The organism is Pseudomonas sp. GOM7 (assembly GCF_026723825.1).
In the GTDB taxonomy this organism is placed as follows: Bacteria; Pseudomonadota; Gammaproteobacteria; order Pseudomonadales; family Pseudomonadaceae; genus Aquipseudomonas.
Genome location: NZ_CP113519.1, coordinates 4,610,283 through 4,631,819, shown reverse-complemented (window position 1 = coordinate 4,631,819; position 21,537 = coordinate 4,610,283). Strand labels below are relative to the sequence as shown.

Genomic DNA, 21,537 nt, shown 5'->3' with positions numbered 1-21,537 from the left:
TGCACTCCTAGGCCAGGCCGCTCGGCACCTTGAGCACGTCGAGCTGCAGGCAGGCCTGTTCGCTGAGCTCGCCATCGTCGCCGTAGATGCGCGAGCCCGAACGGCCCAGCTCCTTGACCCGATACAGCGCCTGATCGGCGGCCTTGTACAGGCCTGTGAAGTTCTTCGCGTGGCGCGGGTACAGGGCGCCGCCGATGCTGATGGTCACGCGCAGACGTTCGGCACCGTAATGCACCGGCTCGGACAGCTCTGCCAGCAGCCGCTGGGCGATCTCCCGGGCCTGGTTCTCGGCGTCGTTGCCGCAGATCAGCGCGGCGAACTCGTCACCACCCAGGCGGGCCACCGCATCGCCAGCGCGAACATGTTCGCGCAGGCGCTTGGCAATCACCTGCAGCATCAGGTCGCCGGCGGCATGGCCGAAACGGTCATTGATCGGCTTGAAGTGATCCAGGTCGATCAGCAGCAGCGCGACGCTCTCCTTGTGTCGTTCGGCATGGGCCAGGGCTGATTCGCAGCGCTCGACCAGGTAGCGACGGTTGGGCAGTTCGGTCAGCGGATCATGAAAGGCCGCATGCTGCAGCTCGCGCTCACGTTCGCGTAACTGGGCATTGGTCGCCGCCAGTTCGGCGGTGCGCTCGGTCACGGCGTTCTGCAGCTCTTCTGCGCTGGCCTGCAACTGTGCCAGGCGTGCGGTCTTCTCGCGGTCGGCCTGCTGCAGGGCTTCGGCCCGCTCCTGTTTGAGGATCTGGATGCGGTAGGCGAGGGCGAAGGAGAACAGGATCGATTCGGCTGCCACCGCCAGTGGGAACACATAGGCATTCCATTCGGCCGGTTGCAGCACGCCGGTGGTGCGCAGCAGCAGAATGGCCACGCCACCGAGCACCAGGCCATAGCCATAGAGATACAGTTGCGCCGGGAAGAAGCCTTGGCGCCAGCGAATTATGGCACTGCCGAGTGCCGCAGGGATGCTGGTCAGCGACAGCAGGGCGATGGCCCAGGCAGCCAGGTAGCGGTGTTCAAACAGGGTCAGGGCGATGGCGATGAGGTAGACCACGCAGGCCATGTTCAGCAGGTGATGCGCCCAGCGGACGTGAATGCGTGTCTGCAGCAGGGTCTGGGTGAAGCGGCTGGCGCACAGCCCCCACAGCGAGGGCAGGGTGATGCGGTCGAGCCAGGCCGGCACCGGATGGTTCGGCCACAGGTACTGCGCGCCATGGCCGGTCATGCTCATGATGAAGAGCAGGGCGAAGGCGGTGGTCAGCACGTACCAGAAGTAGGCCTTGTCGCGTAGCGAGATGAGGATGAACAGGTTGTACAGCAACAGCGCGAAGACCACCCCGTAGATGGCGCCAAGCCCCAGATTCTCGCGCACGGCCAGTTGCGTGAGGTCATCGAGTTGCCAGATGCGCAGCGGGAAGGAGTTGCCGGCGGGGTCGAAAGCGCGCAGGTAGAAGGTGCTCGGTTGTTCGCCGATTTCGGGTAGATCGAACACCATGCGCCGGTAAGGGTGGTCACGACTCTCGCTGAAGGCCACGCGCTCACCAGCCTGGCGCTGGTGCCAGCCGCCCTGGCCATCGGCCTGATAGAGCTGCAGGTCGAGCTGGGTGACCGAGCCGACTTCCAGTACCCAACGTGAGGGGGCAGTAGTCTCGCGTTGCAGGCTGAGCCTGATCCACCAGGGGTTGAGGCTCTGACCGACGCTGGCACGGCCATTGCCCGGCTGGAAACGGTTCTGCACCAGTGGGTCGGCCATGTCAGCGATGCTGAGCCGGCCGCCGACATCTTCCAGAAGCTCGATGTATCCGTTCAGCGAATGGCCGCTGCTATTGTCCTCCAGCACGGCAGGAGCTGCGCACGCAGCGGCCACCAGACCGAGCAGCAGGACGATCGATAAGACTAATCGCTGCACTACACGCACTCCGTGAACCCGGCTGTCGCTGCCGATGCTTTGCTGCGTCGAGTAAGCCATAAGGGGGACTGTGATCACAAGCTTGGTGACAGGTATAGCCCAGCCTGACGATCGCCATGATCCCGCTTTGCTTCAATGCACCTCTCCAGGCTTCAGGCCTGGCGGCAGGCGGCGGGTAAACAGGATTGCCACCACGCTGATCACCAGCGCACAGCCCATGATATGGAAGGCCTCGTTGTAGGCAAGGATCGAGGCCTGCTCGCGGGTTTCCTGGCTGAGCACGGCGAGGGCGCGCTGCGTGCTGCCGAGTTTTTCCGTGAGCCATTCGAGTCGCTCCAGGGCCTGAGGGTTGAGGTTGCTGAGCGATTCGCCGAGGTACTGGTAATTGCGGCTGGTGTCGTTCTGCAGCATGGTCATCAGCAGGGCGATGAAGATCGCACCGCTGAGATTGCGCAGGATATTGAACAGCGCCGAGGCGTCGCCCGCGTCCTTGTGTTCGATGTAACTGGTGGCAATCAGCGACGAGGTGATCAGGATCAGCGGCTGACCGATGGCACGGATTAGCTGGATATGCAGTAGCTGCGGGCCTGACAGGTCGGGGTTGAGCGAGCCGCTGATGAAGCTGGCATAGCCGAACAGCATGAAACCTATGGCGCACAGCAGGCGTGGGTCGATGAAGCGCATCAACAGCGGCACGAAGGGGATCAGCGCCAATTGCGGCAGGCCCATCCACATGATCAGCTCGCCGATCTGCAGCGGGCTGTAATTCTGAATCTGCGACAGATACAGCGGCAGCGCGTAGATCGAGCCATACAGGCCGATGCCCAGGCCCACGGTGGCGATGCAACTGAGGGCGAAGTTACGGTTCGCGAGAATGCGCAGGTTGAGCAGTGGATGCTGGCGCGATAGCTGAATGATGAGAAAGCAGCCCAGGCTGACGAAGGCGATCAGTGCCAGCACCACGATCAATCGTGAGCTGAACCAGTCGCTGCGATAACCCTCCTCGAGAAATACCTGCAAGCAGCCCAGGCCGAGCGCCATGCTGCAGATACCGGCGTAGTCGGCACGACGTATCTGCCGCCAGTCGATGGCGCGTTTCTCCAGGCCGTAGAGCAGCCCGCAGATCATCAGCAGGCCCGGCGGCAGGTTGATGTAGAACAGGTATTGCCAGCCCAGGTGCTCCGTCAGCCAGCCGCCGATGGACGGGCCGATGGCTGGGGCGAAGGTGGCGGTGACGGCGAACAGCGCCATGCCGATCGGGCGGCGATGGGGCGGCAGGCGCGTCAGCACCATGCTGAAGGCCAGCGGAATGAAGGCGCCGCCGCACAGCCCTTGCATGGCACGAAAGGCGATCATGCTGTGCAGCGACCAGGCGTGCGAGCAGAGTAACGAGGAGACGATGAAACCGATCGACAGCCAGACGGTCAGGCGGCGCGCGCCCAACAGGTTGGTCAGCCAGACCGTCAGCGGGATGATGATGATCTCGCCGACCAGATAAGAGGTGGATATCCACGAGCCTTCGCTGATGGTGGCGCCGAGGGCGGCCTGGATCTCCTTGAGCGAGGCGTTGGTGATGAGGATATCGATGACCGCCATGAAGGCCCCGAGCATGGCACTGAGCACTGCGATCCAGTCGCGCAGGCTGGGCTCGCGTTGCGCCAGCGCTTGCTCAGTCACGGCTGTCCACCGTCGCGATGACCGACATGCCTGGGCGTATGCGCTCCAGTTCGGGAATGTTTTCCGGCAGGCGGATCTTCACCGGCACGCGCTGGATCACCTTGGTGAAGTTGCCGGTGGCGTTGTCCGGCGGCAGCAGGCTGAATTCGGCGCCCGTGGCCGGGTACAGGCTATCGAGGGTGCCTTGCAGGCGCAGGTTGGGGAGGGCGTCGAAGCGCAGCTCGACCTTTTGCTGTGGGTGCATGCGCGCGACCTGGGTTTCCTTGAAGTTGGCCTGCACCCAAAGCTCGCGTGGCACCAGGGCGAGCAGCGCCTCGCCCGGACGCACGTACTGCCCCTCGCGTAGCGAGCGGTTGCCGACCCGTCCGGCGATCGGCGCGACTATCCGCGTGCGGGCCAGGTTCAGACGTGCCTGGGCCAGGTCGTTGTGGGCGCCGTCGAGCTGATTCTGCAATTGCTGGCGGCGATTATCGAGCTGCTCGAGTTCTAGGCGATAAGCCTTTAGCCCGGCCTTGGCCTTGTCGACGTTGGCGCGGGCTACTGCGACATTGGCGCTGAGGCTGGAAAACTGCTCCTCCGAGACGAAGCCGTTGCGGCGCAGGGCGCGCAGGCGTTCGAGATTGTCCTGCTGGCGACCGAGTTCGGCGCTGCCGGCCTGAACCTCGGCGGCCTGCGCCTCGATTCGCGCCTGTTGCTGCTCCTGCTGATTGGACAGGCTGTGCAACTGAACCTGCAGGTCGTTGATCTGCGTCTGGATGCGCTGCTCCTGATAGACGTAATCGGCGTCGTCGAGGCGGGCCAGCACGTCACCGGCCTCGACCCATTGGTTGTCCTGCGCCTGTACGCGCGTGATGCGCCCGGCAAGCTGGCTGGAGACCTCGACGATATCGGCGCGGACATAGGCATTGTCGGTGGTTTCCAGAAAGCGTCCTTGCAGCAGCCAGTACGCCCCGAAAGCCAGGGCAATGCAGAGCAGCATGGCGGCGAACAGGGCGAGGCGGCGCAGGGTCTTGGCATCCATGGCGTAGCCTGAATCCAGGTCGACTGGTTTGGCTGCGAGGGGGCGTGCAGGTTCGGCGTGGGTCATGGTGGTGCGACTCTCACAAGCGGGCGATTTCGACATGGCGGTGGCCGTGCGCCTGGGCCGGGCGCGGGTCGTGGTCGTAACTGAGGAGGAAGTGGCGGCTGTGCAGGGTCTGGCGCCGGTAACGGCTGACGACTTGCGCCAGTGGGTCATCGTCGAAGAAGCCGCACACCAGGCTTTGCCGAGGCTGTACCTGGTGGGCCAGGACGTGCTCGAGCAGTGCCTGGAAAACCAGCGGGTCGTCGTTGCGCACGCTCAACCCGTGCAGGTGCAGGTAGTCGAAGGTGTCGCCGACGGCGGGCAGGTGCAGGCCGCCGAACAATCGGCTGTAGAGGTTGTAGGGCGTGCGTAGGGCGGCCAGCCATGGGCTGTAGCGGGCCACGCGGGTCTGCTTGAAAGCCTTCTGCTTCCAGACGCCGACCACGCCGACCACCTGCCCGTCGAGGCAGGCCAGCCAGTAGTCTTCGATGCGCAGCCCCAAGTAATAAGGACTGCCCGCCAGTAGCGCCTCGATCTCGTAGACCGGGAAGCCCTGGCGGCTGGCGGCCTGCTGCCAGAGCTGTTGCATGGCCTGCGCATCCGCAGCGCTCGCAGCGCGGATCTGCAGGCCACTGTCGGCGTGGCGGCGGGACTGGCGACCGGGCAACAGGCTGGTGGTGATGCGCCCGTTCGGATAGAAGTTGGGCAGCCCGGCGCGGCCGCGGCCGACGATACCCAGGGGGATCAGGTTGTCTTCGAGAATGACGGCTTCCATCCAGCTACCGGGCGTCTGCATGGCCGTGGCGATGGCGCGAAACAGTGCGCCCAGCACGCGGCCGCCGCGTCCTTCGGCGGCGATGCGCAGGTCATGCAGGTAGCCGACCCTGCAGGGTTGGCCATTGATGTACTGCTGGCGCTGGCCGATATCCACCATGCCGAGCAAGTGGCCTGGGCGTTCGCCGTGTTCGGCGACCAGCACCTGCGGCGCTTCGCAGGCCACCAGGGCGCCACTGAAGAAATCCGGCTCGCGCTCGAAGGTCAGGGTCACGCTGCCCATCTGTGGCGTGCGCCGCAGCAGGTCGAGCAGCGCCGCATTGTCATCGGGCCGGGCCGGGCGTACCAGAATCTCGTGATCGTTCGCCATCAGCTCACCTGCAACAGTGGGCGCAGGCTGGCGGGCAGTTCGCCGGGCCAGTGGCGCAGAGCTTCGAGCTTGATATTGCCTTCCAGCATGCCGCGCGCCCGGGCCTGCTCCAGATATAGCTGGCGCATCTGCGGCTGGGCGATGCAGCGCGCGGCAGCGAGCTGGCCGAGGTCGCGGGCCAGGCGGTAGTGGAAGTTGTCGAGCAAGGCGTTTTCCAACTGCTGGGCCAGGTCCTGCAGGGCGAGCGAGCGTGGCTCGATGTTGCTTTCGAGCAGCAGCACATAGCCGGGGCGCCCCTCGCCGCTGTCATCCAGGGCCAGCAGGGTGATCGGCAGGTAGCCGGCATAGTCGAGGCGATCGAGTACGGTTTGCGCCAGGGTCGCACTGATCTTCTCACCGACCAGATCGACGCCATCGTTGCGCCCGAGGAAACGGAAGCAGGGCAGCGTGCGCCAGTGGCCGCTGACCTCGAGGATGTCGTTCATCCGATAGCGAGCGAAGCCGCTGCCGGTGGTCAGCAGCGGCATCACCTGCTGGCCCTGGCGCAGGGCCCAGGGTGGCAGGATCTTGCCGCTGTCGAGATCCTCGAACTCATAGACATGGCTGCGGTAGGCCAGTGGGTAGCAGCCACGAAACGGGAAGGTGACCACGCCTTCCGTGGCCCACAGTCCTTTACCTTGGAAGCCCGCCTGCGGCAGTAGCTGGCGCAGGCGTTGGGCCCAGGGCGCGGCGGCGGCGGTATCCCAGGCGCTGACCAGGGCCAGTTGTGGCCAGAGTTCGGCGAAGAAGGCTGGATCCGCCTGGCCATCCCAGGCGCGCAGGCGCTGGGCGGCGGCTGTCGAGCGTGGGCAGCGCAGCGTGGCCATGGCGGTGCTGCGCTGGCCCCAATGGCCGCGGCTGAGCACCTCGGCCAGTTCTTCGCGGCACTGGCCCAGTTGTTCCAACAGGCCAAGGCCGAAGGTCGGGCTCCAGATCGACATCACACTCAGGCGTGTATCGGCGACCAGGAAGGCCAGGGTGGCGAACAGCGAGTCGTCGGCGCTGCCGGCCAGGGCGATGCCGGGTGGCGCGGTCTGGGTCAGGCCGGCGATCAGGCGTTTGCCCAGCGACATCAACTGCATGTCGTCGTTGAGGTCGGCGCTGCTGCTTTCGCGCAATGCGCTGGGAATCCATGACAGCGACCAGTAATGGCTGCCCTGGGCGATCTGCGGGTATTGCCGGTAGAGGTCGCCGATCCAGGGACTGATCGCCTGGTCGAGCTCGCCGAGAAAGGCCCGGGTGTAGGGGATCCACTTGATCGCCGAGGTGGAGCCGCTGGTGGGCTGATAGCGACTGATGGGGCTGTCGATCAGGCGTTGCTGGTTCTCCCGGCGTTGCCGCTCGAGGTCGTCCTGATAGTCGCGGTAATGGCTGCCGGGCAGGCGTGCGGTTATCTGCTCCCAGCTATCATCGGGGCGAATGCCGCTGTTGCGGCCACGCGGGGAGCGTACGAAGCGTTGGCTCCAGTCGCGCAGCAGGCGGCGCTGCACGGCCTCAAGGTCGTGTGCCTGACGCTCGAAACGCTGCAGCCCACCTTGCATGAAGGCCTTGAGCAGGCCGTGGCCGCAACGGCTGGCGATCACTGCGCTCATTGGCTCAGCTCGGCCGAGCCGTCCTGGATGACGCTGGCTTGTGCCGAGGGCTGCGCGGCAGTTGTGGCCGCTCGCCAATTCAGATTGCGGCGCAGCAGCTTCAGCGCCAGGCGCGAGCAATAGCGTAGCAGGGCGGAGTAGGACACTTCCCCTGCACAGGGCAGCTCGGTGCCGCGCCGCCAGGACGGGTTGCGTTGCTCGAAGTAGGCGATGTCGGCGTCTTGTTCGCACAGCTCTGGGGTAATGCTGGCGACTTCCTCTTTCAGATGCTGTGCGCCCTCGCCAAAGTCCAGCAGCATGCGTTGTGGGTCGAAGGCCTTGGGGAAGAGCTGTTGGCTGTAGGCCGCGACCACCTGCTTCAGCGGGCTGTCGGGCGTGTTGCGGTCGGGGTAGTAGGCGTAGAAGTTGCGAGTCAGCAGCAGATAGGTCTTGTAGCCCTTGGAAATCAGCAACCAGTAGAGCGGGGTCAGCGGATGACGCAGGCGTGCGCGTATCAGTTGCGCGTAGAAGGCCACATGCAGGCAGCGAGAGCCCCAGTACGCCGGCTCGACTATGGTGTCACCGCTGAACAACCCCCTGGCGCGTTTGCCGCCGACGTTGATGTCGAAGTGCGTGAGGGTCGAAAAGCCGACGATACGCTTGCTCTTGCGGGTGCGTGCGAGGATCACGCCGCTCTTGCGCGAGAGGTCGTCGAGAAAGGTCTGCTGCGTGGTGTTCTGGTAGTACTGCGAGAAGACCGCGTACATCTGCTGGGTATCGGCAGGAGTCAGGCGCTGCAGGGGTACATAGCGGCTGCTAAGTTTTTCGGCAGGTACAAGCATGGGTGTGTCCCTCAATGGACGTTGTCATTTATCTGGGCAGGTGTTTCCTCTAACTGCTGGGTGGGCCTGCATCTCTCAGGGCCTCTCCAACCACGCAACGAGATTGGAGAGATCTGCGCGAGGGAGGAGTTTTCAGTCGATGGCCAGGCGGGGCCATTGATCCAAAGTTCGGCAGCGTCAAACTTGCGCGCTGTGCCATTTCCCGTCCTGGGCGGCGTGTTGCCAAACGACCCAAACGGCTCGACGCCTTGGCGCGCGCACCCGCTTTTGGATGGGGGAGGACGGCTGCCGGAGGGGGACAGATAGGTAAAAGCCCGAGCGGAGGGCTCGGGTTTGGTTAAAATTTGTGCTACATTTCGCGCCCGCGATTTTTCCTACCCGTTCGCTACCGCCGGTCTCTCTCCATGTCCATGCAAGCCGCCAAGCCCCTGTTCGACTATCCCAAGTACTGGGCCGAATGTTTCGGGCCCGCACCCTTCCTGCCGATGAGCCGGGAAGAGATGGATCAGCTCGGCTGGGACAGTTGCGACATCATCATCGTCACCGGTGATGCCTATGTGGATCATCCGTCGTTCGGCATGGCCATCATCGGCCGTCTGCTCGAGGCCCAGGGCTTTCGCGTCGGCATCATCAGCCAGCCGGACTGGCGTAGCAAAGACGACTTCATGAAGCTCGGCGAGCCGAACCTGTTCTTCGGTGTCGCAGCGGGCAACATGGACTCGATGATCAACCGTTACACCGCGGACAAGAAGATTCGCAGCGACGACGCCTATACCCCAGGTGGCCTCGCCGGCAAGCGCCCGGATCGTGCCAGCCTGGTCTACAGCCAGCGCTGCAAGGAGGCCTACAGCCACGTGCCGGTGGTGCTCGGCGGCATCGAGGCGTCGCTGCGTCGGATCGCTCATTACGATTACTGGCAGGACAAGGTGCGCCGCTCGATCCTGATGGACGCCACCGCTGACATCCTGCTCTACGGCAACGCCGAGCGCGCTGTGGTGGAGATCGCCCAGCGCCTGTCGCGGGGCGAGCAGGTCGAGGCCATCACCGATGTGCGCGGCACCGCTTTCATTCGTCGCGATACGCCAGCGGGTTGGTTCGAGGTGGATTCCACCCGTATCGACCGCCCCGGCCGCGTCGACAAGATCATCAACCCCTACGTCAATACCCAGGACACCGAGGCCTGCGCCATCGAGCAGGCCAAGGGCGAGGTCGAAGACCCCAACGAAGCCAAGGTCGTGCAGATACTCGAAAGCCCGCGCATGACCCGTGACAAGACGGTGATCCGCCTGCCGTCCTTCGAGAAGGTGCGCAACGACCCGGTGCTCTATGCGCACGCCAACCGCGTGCTGCACCTGGAAACCAACCCGGGCAACGCCCGCGCGCTGGTGCAGAAGCACGGTGACATGGACATCTGGCTGAACCCGCCACCCATTCCCATGACCACCGAGGAAATGGACTACGTGTTCGGCATGCCCTACGCACGGGTGCCGCACCCGGCCTATGGCAAGGAGAAGATCCCGGCCTACGAGATGATCCGTTTCTCGGTGAACATCATGCGTGGCTGCTTCGGCGGCTGCACCTTCTGTTCGATCACCGAGCACGAAGGCCGCATCATCCAGAACCGTTCGCACGAGTCGATCATCCGCGAGATCGAGGAGATGCGCGACAAGGTGCCAGGCTTCACCGGCGTGGTCTCCGATCTCGGAGGGCCGACCGCCAACATGTATCGCATCGCCTGCAAGGATCCGGAAATCGAGCGTCACTGCCGCAAGCCGTCCTGCGTGTTCCCCGGCATCTGCGAGAACCTCAACACCGATCACTCGTCCCTGATCGAGCTGTACCGCAAGGCGCGCGCACTACCCGGTGTGAAGAAGATCCTGATCGCCTCCGGTCTGCGCTACGACCTGGCCGTGGAGTCGCCGGAATACGTCAAGGAGCTGGTCACTCACCACGTCGGCGGTTACCTCAAGATCGCCCCGGAGCACACCGAGCGTGGCCCGCTGGACAAGATGATGAAGCCGGGCATTGGCAGCTATGACCGCTTCAAGCAGATGTTCGAGAAGTACTCGAAGGAAGCGGGCAAGGAACAGTACCTGATCCCCTACTTCATCGCTGCGCATCCCGGCACCACGGACGAAGACATGATGAACCTTGCCCTGTGGCTCAAGCGCAACGGCTTCCGTGCCGACCAGGTGCAGGCCTTCTACCCGTCACCGATGGCTACCGCCACCGCCATGTACCACTCGGGCAAGAACCCACTGCGCAAGGTCACCTACAAGAGCGACGGCGTGACCATCGTCAAGAGTGAGCAGCAGCGCCGCCTGCACAAGGCCTTCCTGCGCTACCACGACCCGAAGGGCTGGCCGATGCTGCGCGAGGCGCTGGAGCGCATGGGCCGTAGCGATCTGATCGGCAACGGCAAGCACCACCTGATCCCCACCTACCAGCCGCAGACCGACGAGTACCAGAGCGCGCGGCGCAAGAACTCCACGCCGGCCGGCAGCAAGAAGGTAGGCGGTGGTGGCAAGTTGCTCACCCAGCACAATGGCCTGCCGCCGCGCGCCAGTGATGGCAGCAAGCCCTGGGACAAGCGTGAACAGGCCAAGGCCGCGGCCTTCGCCAAGTTGCAGGAACAGAAGAAGGGCAGCGGCAAGGGCACAGGCGGGAAGAAGAAATCACGCCCGGTAGCGCCGCGCTGAGGGGCAAAGCTGGGCGTGTCTGTCGGCCTCAGTGACCGACAGACACGCCTGTCGAGATTACATCTGCCCTGACTGCCATTGCGCTTCGCGGCTGGCCAGCGCGGCGGCGATGTCCTCGATGCTGTCGGAGGCGATGCTCTCCGGCAACGGGTCGAAGCCCACGCTGGCGAACAACTGGCCATAGCTGTTGCGCAGCTCGGCATAGGCCAGGTCGCGCCGCAGGTCGGCCTGCAGGGTGTTCAACTCGCCCTGGATCAACTCCAGTTCACCGATGCCCTGGGCCTGGTAGCGGTTACGCAACTGCTCGACGATCTGGCTATCCAGGCCTGCCAGTTGCTGGCTGGTCTGGAACTGGCGCTGAGCTTCGCGGAAGTTGGCATTGGCCACGTGCAGTTGCGCCAGAATCGCCATCGACATCGCCTGGCGGCGCGCGTCGGCGACTTCCTGGCCGGCCTTGGCCACGTCGATGGCCGCTGGCGCGGAAAGCACGTTGAACAGGTTCCAGGTGACCTTCACGCCGTAGTCGGCCCAGCTCTGATTGACCAGGAAGGAGTTGCTGTCGTAATGACCGCCAGCCGAGAACTCCAGGCCAGGCAGCAGGCGCAGCATGGCCTTGCGGGTTTCGGCGGCGCTGATGCGTGCCTGATAATCCTGCTCGCGCAGTTCCGGACGGCTGGCCAGGGCTTCCTGTTCGAGCTGGCTGAGTTCGACCTTGAGCTCCGGCATCTGATAGCCGGCATCGGGCGCCAGTTCGACGTCGGTGCCCAGGGGCAGGTTGATCAAGGTCGCCAGTTCGGTCTTGGCCAGGGACAACGCGCGGCGTTGTTCTTCCAGTTGGCGGGTGGCTTCGATCAGGGCGCGCTGGTAGCTCAGGGCCTGGATCGGGTCGCCGATGCGCTGTTCGCTGAGGCGCTGGCTGTTGTCACGGGCCTGGGCGACCCGGTTCATCAGGCTGTCGATCTGGGTGAGCAGGCGGTCGGCTGCCATTGCGCGCCAATAGGCCGAACGCACATCCTGAATGATGGTGTGCAGCACCTTGCGCCGACGTTCCTGCACGATCAGGCGCTGGTCGCCCTGTTGCTTGGCGCTGACGTAGCTGACGCCGAAGTCGAGCACGTTCCACACCATGGTCAGGTCGGCGACGTCGCGGTCGCGATCCTGCGAGGTGGAGGGCTCCAGCGATTGGGTGCCGGTGCGGATGCTCTCGCTGCTGGAAGCACTCATGTTGCTACGCCCGGCGTAGCCAGCCGACAACGCCATGCGTGGCAGCATGTCGAAGGTGGCCAGGTCGACCTGGCGCTGCGCCATGGCCTCCTCCATGACCTTCAGGCGCGCCTCGAGGTTGTACTTCACCGCACGAGCCATGGCCTCATGCAAGGTCAGCGGGCCATTGAGCGGCTCCTGATCCTTGAACATGACCGCCAGATCCTGTTGTGCCCTTTGTTCACTGACGCTGCGGTCAATCGGCTTGCTGGTGACGGCACAGCCGCTGATGGCCAGCGTCAACAAGCTGATCGTGAACAATGTTTTCGTGTTACCCATCCTTGAACTGCCCCCTAGTACGGTGTTCATTCGATTCTTATAGGTTTCGCCGATCAGGCCTGTGGCATTTGCGCGGACAACTGCCCCAGCGCCCAGGCGAGGTCTCTTATCTGGCGTTGTTCGCTTGCGCCTATCTCTTGCAACTGCTGGCCCAATGTCGGTGCCCCGGTCACCGCTCCGAGGTCATTGCCGCCAAGGCTGCCGCCCCAGCGTAGCTGGATATCTCCCGATTGCTGGGGCACCTCCTTGCTGAACAGGCCGGAGAAACTGCTACTGCCGAATACGCTGGCATCGCCACCGCCAAATCCGAGGAAGCCCACGGCGCTGCCATTGCTGCTCCCGCTGTCACTGCTGGAGAAGACCTGGGCAATGTAGCTGGGCGCCAGAGCACCATTGTTGATGAAGATGTTGCCGAGGGTAGGAATACCGCTGCCCAGGGTCGGTAGATCGAACAAGGGCGGTGGTAACAGTGGCGAGGCGATGATCGGAGCCGGGGCTGGCGGTAGAACCGTATCGGGCTGCGAACCGGGCTCCGTAGGCAGGATGTTGTCCCCTGGGTTGCTACGGAACTCGGGGTCACCATCGTTCAAGCCGCCGATTAGGAAGCCCGGTATGGCGAAGTCGCTTACCAAAGCGTTGCCGATGGCATCGGTAATCAGGTTGGCAGCGGCTGAAATGGATAGCCCCAAGGTGCCTTGTCCGGTCACTCCGCCTACCGTGACGCGGTAGGTGCGGGCATCTACCTGTTGCAATGATTGCAAGACGCCGCTTGCGCTGCCACTGCTGACCAGGGAGAAATTGTTGAGTGCGACGCCACTGACGTCTTCCGTGAAGGTAATGGTGAAGCTCAGGCTGCTGCTAGTGGTCGGTGAGGAACCGTCGATGACGATTGAGGCGACTTGGGGCGGAGCGGCATCTACCAGAACCCCGCTGGTGGCGTCGATATTATTCAGTGCCGTTTGCGCATTGTTGCCGGCACCGTCACGCAGCGTGGCGCCGTTGGCTTGGAGCCCGGTGCCAATAGTGATGCCATTGGTATCCTGCTGACCGTTACCGATCGTCAGGCGGAACACCAGCGCAGTGCTGCCCGAACCACTGAGGTAATTGGCGTAGACGGTACCGCCAGTATCCAGTGTGATCGCCAGGCGTGGGGTGCCAGCGCTGGTATCGACGGTCACTGCTTCATCGAAGTTCACCGTGAAATCAAGGGTGTCCCCGTTTACATAGGTGCCGTTGGTGGGGACATTGACGGAGGTGACTGCTGGGGAACGGCTATCGATGGCGTAGTTGTTGGAGTCGGTGGTGCCGGTGCCGGTATTGCCGGCGGCATCGGTGTAGCCGGTGTTGTCCAGGGTGATCAGGTTGGTCGTGTCGGTGACGTTGGCGTTCGGCGTCAGGGTCGCTGTCCAGGTGATGCCGCCGTCGCTGGAGCTGAGGTTGCTGAGCGCGCCGTTGGCCACGCTGAAGTCACCCGTGGTCAGGCCGGTCACCGCCTCGCTGAAGGTAACCGTGACCGTGGTGCTCTGCCCGGCCTTCAGCGCAGTATCGGCGACCACGATGGTGGCGGTGGGTCGCTGGGTGTCGATGGCGTAGTTGCCCGAATCGGTGCTGCCCGTGCCGGTGTTGCCGGCCAGGTCGGTTATGCCGGTATTGTCCAGGGTGATCAGGTTGCTGCTGTCGGTGACATTGGCGCTGGGCGTCAGGGTGGCGGTATAGGTGATGTTGTCCGAGGTGGACAGATTGCTGAGGGTGCCGTTGGCCACGCTGAAGTCACCCGTGGTCAGTCCGGTGACCGCTTCGCTGAAGGTGATGGTGACCGTGGTGCTCTGGCCTGCCTTCAGCGCACTGTCGGCGACCAGGATACTGGCGGTCGGGCGCTGGGTGTCGATGGCGTAGTTGGCCGAGTCGGTGCTGCCGCTGCCGATGTTGCCGGCAAGGTCCATCACGCCGCTGTTGTCGAGGGTGATGATGTTGCTGGCATCGGTGATGTTGCTGCTGGGCGTGAAGGTGGCGGTCCAGGTCAGGCCGCCATCGCTGCTGCTGAGGCCGCTGAGGCTGCCGTTGGCCACGCTGAAGTCAGCGATGTCCAGACCCTGCACGGCCTCGTTGAAGGTCACGGTGACGGTGGCGGTCTCGCCGATGCGCAGGGCTGTATCGCTGAGGGTGATGCTGCTGGCGGCCGGGCGCACGCCGTCCACCACCAGGGCCTTGTTGGCGCCCAGGGAACCGGCAGCGCCGGGTGTTGGCAGGGTGAGGAGGGCGGCCTGGCTGGTGCCGTCCTGAATGCTGCCGCCGTTTAGGCTCAGGGCCGAAGTGGAGGCGTAGTCGAGGTCGGCGGAGCTGTCACCGGCTTGTATGGTGTAGCTGAAACTCAGGGTGTCGCTGCCCGAGCCGGAGAGGTAGTTGAGTACGCGATCGGTGGTGCCGGTTTCCAGGGTCAGGGTCGGGGTGCCAGTGACGTTCACGGTGCTGCTGAACTGGACGGTGACGACTATCGTGTCGCCGATCTTGTAGGTACCGTTGGCCGTGCTGGACGAGACGTTGGTGACCGTCGGCGCGGTGGGGGCGGTCAGGGTCAGGTCATTGGTGCCAGTGCCGCCGGCATAGCTGGTGGTCAATTGGGTGCCATTGCCCGCCGCGTTGAAGGTGCCACCCTCGCTGAGGCCACTGAAGGTGCCGACGATGGCATCGGCGGCATCATTGAGGATGACCTCATAGATCTCGCCATTGCCGGCCGCATAACCGTGGGTGACCGACAGCGTCGCGCCGGAAACGTCGACGTTGCCATTGACCACGATCTGATCGTAGCCGCTGCCCGCACTGGTGCCATTGATATCCAGTGCCAGGGTGCTGCCTGCATCCAGGGTCAGGTTGCCATTCACGGTCAGGGTGCCGGCGCCGCCGTTGCCTGGGGAGAGGGTGCCACCGTTCTGCACGGTGACGTCGCCACCCAGGGTGCCGCCGCCAGCCAGGGTGGCGCCATTGGCCACGGTGGTGGCGCTACTGGTGCTGCCGTCGACCAGCAGAGTACCGGCGGAAACTGTGGTACTGCCGGTGTTGGTATTGCTGGCCGAGAGACTCAGGCTGCCGCTGCCCGTCTTGGTCAGGCCGCCGCTGCCGCTGATTACCCCGGAGAGCGTCGCGGCGGCGCCAGCATTGATGGTGGCCACGCCGGTCAATGCCAGGGCATTGTCGATGGTGGTGTTGCCCGTGATCAGCAGGGTGGTGCCATTGGCCAGGTTGAGGCTGCCGGCGCCGAGGTTGCCGTCACCGGCGACGCTCAGGGTGCCGGCATTGACGTTGGTGCTGCCGTTGTAGCTGTTGCTGCCGCTCAGGGTCAGGGTCGCGGCGCCGGTCTTGGTCAGGTTGTTGCTGCCGCTGATCACGCCGGAGAGCGTGGTGTCTGCGCCAGTATTGACCGTGGCGTTGCCGCTCAGGGCAATGGCGTTGTCGATGGTGGTGGCGTTGCTGGTGGCCAGGGTGCTGCCAGCCGCCAGAGTCAGCGTGCCGTTGCCCAGGTTGGCGTCGCTAGCCACGCTCAGGGTGCCGGCGCTGACGGTAGTGGCGCCGTATGTGTTGGTGCCGGACAGGGTCAGGGTCGAGGCGCCCGCCTTGGTCAGGGTATAGGCACCGCTGACCACGCCGGACAGGGTGGCGTTGGCCGCTGCCGTGACCGTGGCGTTGCCGCCGAGGACGATGGCGTTGTCGATGGTGGCCGCGCCGGTGAGCGCCAGCGTGGTGCCCGCAGCCAGATTGACCGTTCCCGAGCCCAGGTTGCCGTCGCTGCTTACGCTCAGGGTGCCGGCATTGACGAAAGTGGCGCCATAGCTGTTGTTGGCGGACAGGGTCAGGGTACCTACACCGGTTTTCGTCAGGTCGTAGGCGCCGCTGATGGCACCGCTGTTGGTGACGGCGTTGCTGTTGTCGATGGTGCTGTTGCCGGTGAGGGCAATGGCATTGTCGATGGTCGTGGCGCCGGTGATTGCGAGCGTGCTGCCAGCCAGGGTCAGGCCGCCCGTGCCGAGGTTGCCATCACCGGCAATCGACAGCGTACCGGCGGAGACGGTGGTGGTGCCGCTGTAGCTGTTGCTGCCAGCCAGGGTGAGAACGCCATTGCCCTGCTTGATCAGCGAACCGCTCCCGGAAATGATCCCGGAGACGCTGGTTGAAGTGTTGTCGCCCCCACTGGTGAGGGTATGGCTGCCAAGCTGGATGCTGGCGTTGGCGTTGTTGCTGGCCAGGCTGCCGATGGTCTGATCCGAGAGCAGGGTCAGCACGCTGTTGCCGTTGACCCGTACCGCACTGTTGCTGGACACCGAGGCGTCGCCATCGAGCTTCAGCCAACCGTAATTGAGCAGCGTGGTGCTGCCGCTGTAGCTGTTGTTGCCGGAGAGGGTCAGTGCATGGCTGGCCGAGCCTGTCTGGTTGACAGACAGGCCACCGTTGCCACTGATATTGCCGGAGAAAGTGGTGTCCGCAGTCTGGGTTGTCGTCAGGGTGCTGCTGCCCAGGTTGATCGCCCCCGCCCCGGAGAGATTGCCGATGGTTTCGTTACTGTTCAGCGCCAGGGTGGCGCCTGCGGCGATCGACACGCTGCTGTTATCGGCAATGGCATTGCCGTTGGCGACGGTCAGGGTGCCGGCGGCGATGTTGGTGGCCCCGGAGAAGCTGTTGGCCGCGCCGCTCAGGGTCAGGTTGCCGGCCCCGGCCTTGGTCAGTGCGCCACTGCCGGCGACCACGCTGATGATGGACGCGGTATCACCCGAACCGTTGCTGAAGGTCTGGGTGGTACCCCCGCCCAGGGTGATGGTGCCGCCGGTGAGGGTCAGGCCACTGACCTGATCCAGATCGAAGGTCAGGCTCTCGTTGATCGATACGGCGTTGAGGTTCAGCGTCTGCCCGGCCAGTGAGGAGTCGAAGACAATGGTCTGGCTGCCGGTGTTGTCAGCGGCTGCGATGGCGACGGCCTCGCTGAAGCTCACACCGTTACTCACGTTGATGGTGGCCGTGTCGGTGTTGTTGGTCACGTAGATGGTATCGCTGGTGACCGTGGTTGTGGCGCTGGCGCTACCCCCTGCGCCGTCATTGAGGGTGAAGCGGATGGTGGCGTCGCCCGCTGGGGTGTCGTTGCGGTAGGTGATGCGCTGTGCCACGTCGTTGACCAAGGCCGTGGTGGCGTTGGTGCCGCTGCTGGTGAAGTTGACGGTCAGCACGCCATTGCTATTGGTGAAGGTGGCGAAGGTCTGCCCGTTCGCTTGCAGGTTGCCGTTGCTGACGGTGAACAGGGCGCCATCGGTGTCGAAGCCCAGTATGTCGCTGGCCACTGCCGTGCCGTTGCGCTGGATCACCAGGCTAGCGCCGGACCAGTTGCCGTTGCCGCCGTTCAACGCGCCCAGCTCGGTGTCGGTCAGGCTGGCATTGCTGCCCAGGTCGAGGTGCACTGTATTGCCGGCGCCGTTCCAGGCGACACTGTCGCCATTCAGATTGCCGATTGTGGGAGCGCTGTTGGCCCCTTTCAGGTCGGCCAGGATCAGTTGCTGCAGATCCATGTTGGCTACCGATGAGGCACCAACGAGATTGGTCACGCGCAGGGTGAAGGAGGAGATGTCGTTGTATTTGGAGGCGTTCAGGTCGATGGTCAGCGGCCCCTGAGCACCGCTGTAGGTAAATGAGTCATCGACAGCGATTCCGCCCGAGGTGGCGCTGAAATCGAGGCGATATTCACCGCCGAAGCTCTGGATCACCATGCCGTCGAGGTCGAATGTGCCCAGGTCGACATTGTCTGCGGTCCAGGTCAGCTCGTAATAATAATTGCCGTCGCCATCCATCTGCGGGCTGGTATTGAAATAGATGGAATCAGGTGAGCTGGCCCGGGTTGCACCGGTTGATTCGGTAATGTTGAAACCGTCGACGGTGTTGCCGCCGGTATTGTTGTTCCAGTAGGTATCGCCAAACGACTGGGTAGCTGAGGGCAGCGCTAGCAGGTTGTCGTAGTTTGCCAGTTGCGCCATGTCCAGCACGTCATGAGCGGCGATTTCGCCACTCTGCCGCTCCAACTCCCAGTCGCCGCCCATGGCGGCAGCGCCGGTTCTGTCGGAGGAGGCCGCGATGTCGGCCTGGGTCAGCGTCGCCAGTTGCTCCACCAGGGCGGCACCGCTGTCGCTACGACCGATGTCGCAGCCATAAAGGAGGATGTCGCCGTCGCTGCTGAGGCTGGCACCGATCGCGGCCAGCTCGGTCGAGCGGCTGGCGACGTTCTGGTTGTCCAGCGTGGCGCTGCCCAGTTTCAGCAGGCCCTGCTCGCCATGGCTGAAAATATGGATGGCATCGATGTCCTGCCGGCCTTGCAGATAGTCGGCGATCTGTTGCAGGCCATCACGGTTGCCGTCGAGTACCACCACCTCGACTCCCGGGCGTAGCGAGGCGATCAGTTGCTCCTTGTCGGCCACCTTGCCATCGATGAACACCAGATCCTGACGCTGATCGGCCGTGGCACTTTCTGACGCTGCGGCCAGGGTGTCGTGCGAGGCGTCGGGGCTGCTTGCCGCATCCGGGGTATCGGTGGGCTGGCTGGCGGTGGTCTCGGCGACGGTAGCGGCCACGGCGCCGTCGAACATCATGCGGGCTTCGAGGCTGATGGCCAGAGGAGCATGCAGTGAGTCAGTCTGGGGTTTGCTGCGGGTCGAGACTTTCGGCAGATTGCGGAACATTTTGAACTTCCTCCCTGGACTCACCGCTCATGTTTCCTCTACTGCCGAGGCTCTACGTGGGTTGGTGAATGGGCATGCAAGTGTGACTGGTGGCGGTATGCCTTCAGTGGCCGTAAAAGCAGTCTAGTTGTTTCTCCGGCAATGACTAGGAGGGCCGAGAAATAAATCTTCGCCTGCACGGATGTCAGCTATGGTTCTTTACGGCTCGGGCCGCAAGGAAGAAGTCGGCGGCTCGGGCGACTCCGTGATCACGCGACCATAATCGAAAAGGAATAGTCATGAGCGATCAGTCCTACATTGGTGCGATCAGTGGTTGGGCACCCAACTTCGCGCCCCGTAACTGGGCTTTCTGCCAGGGGCAGTTGCTACCCATCACTCAGAACCAGGCGCTCTTTGCCGTCATTGGCACGACCTATGGGGGGAACGGCCAGAACAACTTCGCCCTGCCCAACCTGCAAGGCCGTGTCCCTATGGGGGCAGGGCAGTCGCCAGGCACCACGCTGCATCCCCTGGGGCAGCAGGCAGGCCAGGAAACCGTGACCCTGACACAACTGCAGATGCCCGCGCACAACCATGCCGCCACGGTTTCGGCCAGCGCGTCTTTGCCGGCCAGCAGCGCGGCGGCCACCACGGCCACGCCGACAGCCAGCACCGTGCTTGCCAGTGCCACCGGCGCTTATGGCCGCGAGACAGTCGATGTGAAGATCTACGCGCCGGCCCCCGGTTCGGTCAGCGTACCCCTCAGCACGACGGCTACGGTCACCGTGGCTAATACTGGCGGCAACCAGCCTTTCTCCATCCTCCAGCCCTTCACCGTCATCAACTACATCATCTGCCTGCAAGGGATCTTCCCCCCACGCGACTGATGGCTCGAGGAGTATTGCAATGGATATCGACAGCTACATGGGGGTAGTCGCCCCCTTTGCCGGCAACTTCGCGCCGCGCGGCTGGATGACCTGTAGTGGGCAGCTTTTGTCGATTGCCCAGTTCGATGCACTGTTTTCTCTGCTAGGTACTACCTATGGAGGTAATGGCACGACCACCTTCGGCTTGCCCAACCTCAATGGACGGGTGGCGGTGGGGGCCGGCGGGCAATATGAACTTGGCGAGATGACCGGGACGGAAAGCACCACACTGCTGATGAACAATCTGCCACAGCACCAGCACGATGCCGTTAGCCAGTTGAGCGTGGCCCTGCAGGAAGCGGACGTCCCCGCCACTGCAAGCCAGGCCTCGGCCACCAGCACGCTCGGGCAAAGCCTTGGCAACTATGGTCGCGAGAGCGCCGCGGTACAGATCTACGCGCCCGCGCCAGGGTCTGTGCAGTTGCCCGCGCAACTGCAGCTAAACGTTCAGCTAGCCGTCAGTGGTCAGAACCAGCCGGTGAGCATAGTGCAGCCAGTACTGGCCCTGACGCAGTGCATCTGTGTCGAGGGGCTCTATCCACCTCGGCAGTGATCGGTCGCCACTATCAGGCCTAGTTGAACTGGGCCTGATAGTGACGCAGGCCGTCGCCAGGGGAGACGATCGGGCTCAGGTAGAGCATGTATTCGCGACCGCTGGCGCTCTTGAGGCGGTACTGTGCTTCCAGCAACAGCACGTTCATGGGTGTGGTGAAGATCAGCGAGAAGGGTGTGCGATAACCATTGCTCGCCACGGCTCCCTCTACCAGCCTGTGCAGGGTCAGTTGGACGGGATCGGGAACGGTCTCTGCCGTGAACAACTGGCCGATTTCCGCGTTGAAAGACCGAGCCGTGAGGCCTTGGGTATCGATGAGCATGGGTCACTCCCTGTGCTTAGGAATAATTGGCATTGCCGCCAGGCAGGGGAAATATAGCAGCCCATGAGCGAGATGAAGGCCGGCGGAGAGCTCAAGCGACGTGTCGCCTGCGCGGCGGACCAACCCTGGCTGCGCCAACTCTTCGCCCAACTGCGGGGGCTGCAGCCTGAACTGCTGGCAGTCTGTCCTCAATTGCTGGAGCAGCAATGGCAACTGCAGCGCCAAGTGTTCGCCAATCATTACCCGGATGCCCGTACTGAGGTCGTGCTGCTCGATGCTGAGCCGGTCGGAGCACTTACCTGGCACGAGGGGGCACAAGCCATTCGCCTGCTGGATATCGGTCTGCAGGAACGCTACCGCGGGCAGGGCCTGGGCGAGCGACTGCTGAAGGCGCTGATCGACCAGGCCGACCTGCAGGGCAAGGCGCTGGAGCTGGCGGTGATGCGCCACAACCCCGCGCTGCGTCTCTACCAGCGCTTGGGGTTTCGTGCGCAAGCCAGTGCGGAGGATGAGGTTCAGCTCCAGATGCGCCGTGAGCCGCAGCCAGTGGTCTAACGCACC

At 63.8% G+C, this 21,537-nt stretch carries 12 protein-coding genes and 2 pseudogenes; 4 read left to right on the top strand and 10 right to left on the bottom strand.

What is annotated here, in order from left to right; all coding sequences use genetic code 11:
• Nucleotides 1–7 precede the first annotated feature (7 nt).
• The 6 genes from OU800_RS20525 to OU800_RS20500 all read right to left on the bottom strand — a co-directional run bounded on the left by OU800_RS20525 (nucleotide 8) and on the right by OU800_RS20500 (nucleotide 8,245).
• Nucleotides 8–1,909 carry a diguanylate cyclase domain-containing protein gene (locus OU800_RS20525; RefSeq protein WP_442964717.1) on the bottom strand — a complete coding sequence of 634 codons (1,902 nt, stop codon included), beginning with the start codon at nucleotides 1,907–1,909 and terminating at the stop codon, nucleotides 8–10.
• Between the two features lie 132 nt (nucleotides 1,910–2,041).
• The gene (locus OU800_RS20520) at nucleotides 2,042–3,586 is read right to left on the bottom strand and encodes a DHA2 family efflux MFS transporter permease subunit (protein WP_268179187.1); all 1,545 of its coding nucleotides are present in this window, start codon (nucleotides 3,584–3,586) and stop codon (nucleotides 2,042–2,044) included.
• Nucleotides 3,579–4,673, bottom strand: coding sequence for an HlyD family secretion protein (locus OU800_RS20515; protein ID WP_268179186.1), 1,095 nt, complete (start codon nucleotides 4,671–4,673; stop codon nucleotides 3,579–3,581). The genes OU800_RS20520 and OU800_RS20515 overlap by 8 nt, the downstream gene beginning before the upstream one ends.
• A gap of 13 nt (nucleotides 4,674–4,686) precedes the next feature.
• Nucleotides 4,687–5,793 carry a GNAT family N-acetyltransferase gene (locus tag OU800_RS20510; RefSeq protein ID WP_268179185.1) on the bottom strand — a complete coding sequence of 369 codons (1,107 nt, stop codon included), beginning with the start codon at nucleotides 5,791–5,793 and terminating at the stop codon, nucleotides 4,687–4,689.
• Nucleotides 5,793–7,424, bottom strand: coding sequence for a GH3 family domain-containing protein (locus OU800_RS20505; protein WP_268179184.1), 1,632 nt, complete (start codon nucleotides 7,422–7,424; stop codon nucleotides 5,793–5,795). Before OU800_RS20505 ends, OU800_RS20510 begins: the two co-directional genes overlap by 1 nt.
• A complete protein-coding gene (locus OU800_RS20500) occupies nucleotides 7,421–8,245 on the bottom strand; it encodes a hypothetical protein (RefSeq protein ID WP_268179183.1) in 825 nt (274 codons plus the stop codon). Before OU800_RS20500 ends, OU800_RS20505 begins: the two co-directional genes overlap by 4 nt.
• 410 nt (nucleotides 8,246–8,655) lie before the next feature.
• Between OU800_RS20500 and OU800_RS20495 the strand changes: the two genes are divergently transcribed.
• Nucleotides 8,656–10,944, top strand: a complete 2,289-nt coding sequence (locus OU800_RS20495; protein ID WP_268184391.1) for a YgiQ family radical SAM protein — start codon at nucleotides 8,656–8,658, stop codon at nucleotides 10,942–10,944.
• 57 nt (nucleotides 10,945–11,001) lie between these two features.
• Here OU800_RS20495 and OU800_RS20490 read toward each other — a convergent pair whose 3' ends face one another.
• From OU800_RS20490 to OU800_RS24430, 3 genes and pseudogenes are all read right to left on the bottom strand, one after another.
• On the bottom strand, nucleotides 11,002–12,486 hold the full coding sequence (locus OU800_RS20490) for a TolC family protein (RefSeq protein WP_268179182.1): 1,485 nt from the start codon (nucleotides 12,484–12,486) through the stop codon (nucleotides 11,002–11,004).
• Nucleotides 12,487–13,748: 1,262 nt separating this feature from the next.
• Nucleotides 13,749–17,993 (bottom strand): annotated as a pseudogene (locus tag OU800_RS24435) (beta strand repeat-containing protein); the annotation flags it as partial.
• Nucleotides 17,994–18,524: 531 nt separating this feature from the next.
• Nucleotides 18,525–19,103 (bottom strand): annotated as a pseudogene (locus OU800_RS24430) (DUF4347 domain-containing protein); the annotation flags it as partial.
• Between the two features lie 371 nt (nucleotides 19,104–19,474).
• On the opposite strand from OU800_RS24430, the gene OU800_RS20480 reads away from it, so the two are divergent.
• Both OU800_RS20480 and OU800_RS20475 read left to right on the top strand, forming a co-directional pair.
• A complete protein-coding gene (locus tag OU800_RS20480) occupies nucleotides 19,475–20,062 on the top strand; it encodes a phage tail protein (RefSeq protein WP_268179180.1) in 588 nt (195 codons plus the stop codon).
• A 19-nt stretch (nucleotides 20,063–20,081) separates the two neighbouring features.
• Entirely contained in the window at nucleotides 20,082–20,654 is a 573-nt protein-coding gene (locus OU800_RS20475) for a phage tail protein (protein WP_268179179.1), read from the top strand.
• Between the two features lie 19 nt (nucleotides 20,655–20,673).
• On the opposite strand, the gene OU800_RS20470 is transcribed toward OU800_RS20475, so the two are convergent.
• Nucleotides 20,674–20,976 (bottom strand): DUF6916 family protein, encoded by a 303-nt coding sequence (locus tag OU800_RS20470; RefSeq protein ID WP_268179178.1) that lies wholly within the window; start codon nucleotides 20,974–20,976, stop codon nucleotides 20,674–20,676.
• Between the two features lie 63 nt (nucleotides 20,977–21,039).
• On the opposite strand from OU800_RS20470, the gene OU800_RS20465 reads away from it, so the two are divergent.
• Nucleotides 21,040–21,531 (top strand): GNAT family N-acetyltransferase, encoded by a 492-nt coding sequence (locus tag OU800_RS20465; RefSeq protein WP_268179177.1) that lies wholly within the window; start codon nucleotides 21,040–21,042, stop codon nucleotides 21,529–21,531.
• Nucleotides 21,532–21,537 lie beyond the last annotated feature (6 nt).

What these genes read in the sequence shown, in the direction of transcription:
- OU800_RS20465 (WP_268179177.1), top strand. Translation starts at nt 21,040, where the DNA reads ATGAGCGAGATGAAGGCCGGCGGAGAGCTCAAGCGACGTGTCGCCTGC.
- OU800_RS20495 (WP_268184391.1), top strand. Translation starts at nt 8,656, where the DNA reads ATGCAAGCCGCCAAGCCCCTGTTCGACTATCCCAAGTACTGGGCCGAA.
- OU800_RS20505 (WP_268179184.1), bottom strand. Translation starts at nt 7,424, where the DNA reads ATGAGCGCAGTGATCGCCAGCCGTTGCGGCCACGGCCTGCTCAAGGCC.
- OU800_RS20515 (WP_268179186.1), bottom strand. Translation starts at nt 4,673, where the DNA reads ATGACCCACGCCGAACCTGCACGCCCCCTCGCAGCCAAACCAGTCGAC.
- OU800_RS20500 (WP_268179183.1), bottom strand. Translation starts at nt 8,245, where the DNA reads ATGCTTGTACCTGCCGAAAAACTTAGCAGCCGCTATGTACCCCTGCAG.
- OU800_RS20470 (WP_268179178.1), bottom strand. Translation starts at nt 20,976, where the DNA reads ATGCTCATCGATACCCAAGGCCTCACGGCTCGGTCTTTCAACGCGGAA.
- OU800_RS20490 (WP_268179182.1), bottom strand. Translation starts at nt 12,486, where the DNA reads ATGGGTAACACGAAAACATTGTTCACGATCAGCTTGTTGACGCTGGCC.
- OU800_RS20480 (WP_268179180.1), top strand. Translation starts at nt 19,475, where the DNA reads ATGAGCGATCAGTCCTACATTGGTGCGATCAGTGGTTGGGCACCCAAC.
- OU800_RS20510 (WP_268179185.1), bottom strand. Translation starts at nt 5,793, where the DNA reads ATGGCGAACGATCACGAGATTCTGGTACGCCCGGCCCGGCCCGATGAC.
- OU800_RS20475 (WP_268179179.1), top strand. Translation starts at nt 20,082, where the DNA reads ATGGATATCGACAGCTACATGGGGGTAGTCGCCCCCTTTGCCGGCAAC.